General features: G+C 44.1%; 5 protein-coding genes and 1 rRNA gene. 3 read left to right on the forward strand and 3 right to left on the reverse strand.

Translation table 11 applies throughout. From position 1 onward, the window contains the following. Nucleotides 1-4 precede the first annotated feature (4 nt). Both yiiM and sodA read right to left on the reverse strand, forming a co-directional pair. Nucleotides 5-676, reverse strand: coding sequence for a 6-hydroxyaminopurine reductase (yiiM, locus tag Xbed_RS07030; protein ID WP_086112200.1), 672 nt, complete (start codon nucleotides 674-676; stop codon nucleotides 5-7). A 130-nt stretch (nucleotides 677-806) separates the two neighbouring features. Next, nucleotides 807-1433, reverse strand: a complete 627-nt coding sequence (gene sodA / locus Xbed_RS07035) for a superoxide dismutase [Mn] (protein WP_086112201.1) — start codon at nucleotides 1431-1433, stop codon at nucleotides 807-809. A 391-nt stretch (nucleotides 1434-1824) separates the two neighbouring features. Between sodA and acs the strand changes: the two genes are divergently transcribed. From acs to actP, 3 genes are all read left to right on the forward strand, one after another. After that, entirely contained in the window at nucleotides 1825-3780 is a 1956-nt protein-coding gene (acs, locus tag Xbed_RS07040; RefSeq protein WP_086112202.1) for an acetate--CoA ligase, read from the forward strand. A 178-nt stretch (nucleotides 3781-3958) separates the two neighbouring features. Further along, a complete protein-coding gene (locus Xbed_RS07045) occupies nucleotides 3959-4270 on the forward strand; it encodes a DUF485 domain-containing protein (RefSeq protein ID WP_086112203.1) in 312 nt (103 codons plus the stop codon). Further along, nucleotides 4267-5919, forward strand: coding sequence for a cation/acetate symporter ActP (gene actP, locus Xbed_RS07050; protein WP_086112204.1), 1653 nt, complete (start codon nucleotides 4267-4269; stop codon nucleotides 5917-5919). Before Xbed_RS07045 ends, actP begins: the two co-directional genes overlap by 4 nt. Before the next feature lie 132 nt (nucleotides 5920-6051). Here the strand turns inward: actP and rrf are convergent. Then, nucleotides 6052-6148: ribosomal RNA gene (gene rrf, locus Xbed_RS07055) — 5S ribosomal RNA — on the reverse strand; the annotation flags it as partial.

Raw genomic sequence — 6148 nt, forward strand, 5'->3', positions numbered from 1 at the left:
TAATTTATTTTCCAAATAAACGACGATTGAAATCCTCAATTTTTCCGTACAGTCTCCGTTTTTGCATGGTCAGGTTCCAACTGGCAGATAGCCCCGCCGCTCCCATTAAACGGTGATATTGTTCTTCATCAAATGGGTTGTGGAACGCAATGGACACCGCTTCTTTAACAGAAATATCACTATTACGGCTTAATAATTTTATCGCTTCCCCTGCACTGACAAAACCAGAAGAAATAATACGATATAGCCAACCACAGTATCCATTGTCTTGCATCATGGCAGCAAAGTTATCAATTCCAGTAAGACTATTAAGTTTGTAACAAGGAGAACGAGGCTGAGTGACCTGAATCAAGGTTTCTCCCCATTGATAAATATCTCCAATATAAACGTTCTCTTCTGTCATCCCTTCCGTTGATAGGTTTTCACCAAACAATGGAGAGACAAAGAGTTCCATTAATTCAGGAAATTGCCTTTTCCAAAAGAGATAATGTTCTCTTGGATAATGGCAAAGCGCACGGTCAGGCCCGCCATGAAAACGCGTTTCCGCTTGCTCATCGCCTTCCAGCCCAAGAGAGGTTAGTTGTAAACGCCCATTCACCACCAGCTTATTAATTGCGCTGGAACCCAGTTTCTCCGACAATGTTACTTTGCCTCTGTAGACTTGTGGGTAATACATCTTTTATTTCCTCTCAATGAACGATTGAAGCTGCACAAGCATGATTCTGGCATCATAACCAAGATTATCGAACAATAAAAATGCCGGCCAAGGTTATGGCCGGCATTCTCGTGAAAATTAATGAGGTCGATTACTTAATTTTTTCTTCGTATCGTCTGGTTGCTTCATCCCAGTTTACGACATGCCAGAATGCCTTAATGTAATCAGGGCGGCGGTTTTGATATTTCAGGTAATAAGCATGTTCCCACACATCCAGACCCACAATCGGGTAACCAGAAGCACCTGCGATTTCATCACCCATAAGCGGGCTGTCCTGATTGGCGGTTGAAACAACAGCCAGTTTGCCATCGTCTTTCAGCACCAACCATGCCCAACCAGAACCAAAGCGAGTCGCTGCCGCTTGTTCAAACTTCTCCTTGAAGCTGTCAACACTTCCAAAGTCGCGCTCAATAGCCGCTTTCAAAACACCAGACAATTCGGTTCCCAGTTTTAAGCCCTTCCAGAATAGACTATGGTTTGAGTGTCCTCCCGCATTGTTGCGAACAAAAGTACGCTTATCAGCCGGCACTTTATCAAGCTGTTGGATTAGGCTGTCAATTTCCAGTCCGCTTAATTCAGGGAACGTTTCCAGAGCGGTATTTGTGTTATTGACATAAGTCTGGTGGTGCTTAGTGTGATGGATTTCCATCGTTTGTTTATCAAAATGAGGCTCTAGCGCATCATAAGAATAAGGCAGAGAAGGCAGTGCATAACTCATGTCATATCTCCAGTTATTTAGAATATATAAAATTTACACTGTGTGAACAGTCCGATTATTATAGTGAATCGAATTGTAATGAAAATGATTATCAATTCCATATATTAACTATGGTTTCTTTTCTCTGTTCGTTTTTCATGCTTTTTTTAAAAGAAAAACTAAACCATTAAATAAAAAATCCAACCAAAGTCGATTTCATGAAATATTTAACCATAATTAAAAATCACGACCTTACTTAATTTCATTCAAGGGCATTGTGCTAAATGATCGTTCCATGAAATTTATTCTCTTGATTGCGTGATCTTCCGCCCAAAAAAGAAACAAAATTTCTCCTTACACTTTAGTTAACCTTGTTTTGACATAGTATTAACAATTGCAAGGAGATAAAAATATGACTCAAATAATCAAGCATCTGATTCCTGCTGATATTGCAGAGACGGCCCTGATAAGCAAACAACAATATCAACAAGACTACCAATGGTCACTCCAAGACCCCGAAGGATTTTGGCGTGAGAAGGGTAAAGTAGTGGATTGGATAAGGCCCTATACTAAGGTCAAAAACACCTCTTTTGACCCCGGGCATATCAGTATCCGCTGGTTTGAAGATGGCACCCTGAATCTCAGTGCCAACTGTCTTGATCGCCATTTACAAGAGCTTGGCGATCAAACTGCCATTATATGGGAGGGAGATAACCCCGCCGAGTCGCGACACGTTACGTATCGCGAGTTACACCATGATGTCTGCCAGTTTGCTAATGTGTTGAAAAAACTGGGCGTCCAAAAAGGTGATGTTGTTGCTATCTATATGCCTATGGTGCCAGAAGCTGCCGTTGCAATGCTGGCTTGTGCCCGTATAGGGGCAATCCACTCCGTGATTTTTGGTGGCTTTTCCCCTGATGCGATTGCGGGCAGAGTTATCGATTCTAATGCCAAGCTGATTGTTACCGCAGATGAAGGTCTGAGAGCTGGCCGCACGATCCCATTGAAGAAAAATGTCGATGAAGCACTGAGCAATCCCGCTGTCACGAGTGTCGCTAATGTCGTTGTCTTCAAGCGCACTGGAAATGTTAAACACTGGTATGACGGCCGGGATTTATGGTGGCATGAACTGCTCGAAAATATCAGCTCAGATTGCCCTGCTGAAGAGATGAATGCTGAAGATCCGTTATTCATCCTCTATACCTCGGGTTCCACAGGTAAACCCAAAGGCGTCCTACACACGACCGGAGGTTATCTGGTCTATGCTTCTTTGACATTCAAATACACGTTTGATTATCGTCCCGGCGAAATTTATTGGTGTACCGCCGATGTCGGCTGGGTAACCGGACATAGTTATCTGTTATATGGGCCATTAGCCTGCGGTGCCACTACCTTGATGTTTGAAGGTGTTCCCAACTATCCTGGCGTCAATCGCCTTTGTCAGATCGTTGATAAGCATCAGGTTAATATTATTTATACCGCACCAACCGCTATCAGGGCATTGATGGCCGAAGGTGATAAAGCGATAGAAGGAACCCAACGTACCTCATTACGCATCATGGGTTCGGTGGGTGAGCCAATTAACCCAGAAGCCTGGGAGTGGTATTACCAAAAGATAGGTAACAGTCAATGCCCTATCGTGGATACATGGTGGCAAACCGAAACAGGTGGTTTCATGATTACACCACTACCGGGTGCTATTGACCTCAAAGCAGGTTCCGCGACTCTGCCATTTTTCGGCATCAGCCCAGCATTGGTCGATAATTCAGGGGAAATCTTAGAGGGAGAAAATGAAGGCAATCTGGTTATCACGGATTCCTGGCCTGCTCAGGCGCGTACCCTGTTCGGCGATCATGAGCGTTTCGAACAAACCTATTTTTCCACCTTTAAAGGGATGTATTTCAGTGGCGATGGTGCCCGGCGTGATGAAGATGGCTATTACTGGATCACGGGCCGTGTCGATGATGTTCTGAATATTTCAGGGCATCGTTTGGGAACGGCTGAAATTGAATCCGCTCTGGTTGCGTACCCCAAAATCGCTGAAGCCGCTGTTGTTGGTATTCCTCACCATATCAAAGGTCAAGCTATTTACGCCTATGTCACGCTGATCCATGGTGAAGAACCTTCCCCTGAACTGTATGCCGAGGTGAGAAATTGGGTTCGTAAAGAAATTGGCCCGATTGCAACACCCGATATTCTTCACTGGACGGATTCTCTGCCCAAAACCCGTTCCGGAAAGATCATGCGGCGTATTTTACGCAAGATTGCTTCCGGTGATACCAGTAACTTAGGAGATACCTCCACACTGGCCGATCCGGGAGTGGTGGAAAAACTTCTGGAAGAAAAACAGTCCATAAAGATGTCATAAAACTAAAACATGTAGGCCGCCTCAAGGCGGCTTGAATGACGTATCACCCAAAAAGAGACATAACTGTACAGGGACGTGGCTAATAGTCGTGAATTCTCTCGGAGACGGCTATCCCGTATCTGACATTCCATAATGTCGCTTAAGGTGTGTCGTTTAAAATCAACAAGGAGATACTCTGATGAATGCCGACATTTATCTAGAGATTGAAAACAATCCCCATTTTAAGGAATTGATTAAAAAACGAGGACGGTTTGCCTGGATGTTATCCATCATTATGTTAGTTCTTTATGTTGGTTTTGTTTTCCTTATTGCCTTTGCTCCTGAATGGCTTGGAACACCACTCAATGAAAGTACTAGCATAACTCGCGGTATTCCCGTGGGTGTTGGGATTATCTTTATTTCTTTCATATTGACGGGGATTTATGTTGTGCGGGCGAATGGTGAGTTTGATCGTCTGACATCCACTATTCTCGATGAGGTGAGAAAATGAAAAAAATTGTATTACTGCTATTTTCTGCCCTCTTTCCTCTCTTAGCGCAAGCAGATGCCATTTCAGGTAATGTAGAAAAACAACCCTTAAATATTCCGGCGATTATCATGTTTCTGTTATTCGTCGGATTAACGCTTTGTATTACTTATTGGGCTTCAAAGCGGACTATTTCACGCTCAGATTATTACACTGCGGGCGGACGAATTACGGGTTTTCAAAATGGAATGGCGATCGCGGGTGACTATATGTCAGCCGCCTCTTTTCTGGGCATTTCTGCGTTAGTTTATACCTCCGGTTATGATGGGTTGATCTATTCCATCGGCTTTCTCGTAGGCTGGCCAATTATTCTCTTCCTCATTGCCGAACGATTAAGAAATTTAGGGCGTTACACCTTTGCAGATGTCGCCTCTTATCGGCTAAAGCAGCGCCCCATCCGCACGTTATCCGCAATGGGTTCACTGGTTGTTGTTGCGCTATATCTGATAGCCCAGATGGTAGGGGCAGGAAAACTTATCGAATTGTTATTTGGATTGAATTACTACGTCGCGGTTGTTCTGGTCGGTATTTTAATGGTGCTGTATGTACTCTTTGGCGGAATGCTGGCAACGACATGGGTTCAAATTATCAAAGCAATCCTGCTGCTGGCAGGGGCAACATTTATGGCACTGATGGTCATGAAAATGGTGAATTTCAATTTTAATGACCTGTTTAAAGAAGCCATTGCTGTACATACTCTTGGACCTGCAATCATGAGTCCCGGTGGATTAGTCTCTGATCCTATATCAGCCCTCTCTTTAGGATTGGCATTAATGTTCGGAACAGCCGGGTTACCGCATATCATCATGCGGTTTTTTACCGTTAATGATGCCAAGGAAGCCCGGAAAAGTGTTTTCTATGCCACGGGTTTTATAGGTTATTTTTACATACTGACGTTCATTATCGGTTTTGGCGCTATTTTATTGGTCAGCGCCAATCCTTCATTCAAAGATGCAAGCGGCGCATTAATTGGTGGCACTAATATGGCCGCCGTCCACCTGGCAAGTGCTGTTGGCGGTGATTTTTTCCTTGGCTTTATCTCTGCTGTTGCTTTTGCCACTATTTTGGCTGTCGTTGCTGGACTGACGCTAGCCGGAGCCTCAGCCGTTTCTCATGATATTTACGCCAATGTGATTAAACGAGGCCAGGCTAACGAACGCGATGAACTAAGAGTATCCAAAATTACTGTCATTATTTTGGGTATCGTTGCTATCGGGTTGGGTATTTTATTTGAAAAGCAAAACATAGCCTTTATGGTTGGTCTGGCTTTCTCCATTGCCGCAAGTTGTAATTTCCCTATTATTTTACTGTCGATGTATTGGAGCAAGCTGACGACACGGGGAGCTTTAGTTGGCGGATGGCTGGGATTAACGACAGCCGTCGTATTAATGATCCTTGGCCCAACGATTTGGGTCAGTATTCTTGGTCATGAAAAACCCATTTATCCTTATGAATATCCGGCGCTATTTTCCATGTTTGTGGCATTTATCGGTGCGTGGTTATTTTCGATCACCGATACATCGACACAAGGCCAACAGGAAAGAGAAATGTTTCGTCGCCAGTTTATTCGTTCACAAACGGGGGTTGGAATTGAGCAGGGGAAAGCACATTAATCTGACAACTCAGCAGATAAAGATGAATGATTGGCCCAAAACGCTAGATTTGATTTCTTTAAACTTTGATTTTTCAAATCGTTAAATGCAAAAAAGCCATCCGCTGACGGATGGCTTCTCTGACTAATTGATGTCTGGCAGTTCCCTACTCTCACATGGGGAGACCCCACACTACCATCGGCGCTACGGCGTTTCACTGCTGAGTTCGGCATGGGGTCAGGTGGGACCA

Origin of the sequence: Xenorhabdus beddingii (assembly GCF_002127545.1) — a bacterium.
In the GTDB taxonomy this organism is placed as follows: Bacteria; Pseudomonadota; Gammaproteobacteria; order Enterobacterales; family Enterobacteriaceae; genus Xenorhabdus; species Xenorhabdus beddingii.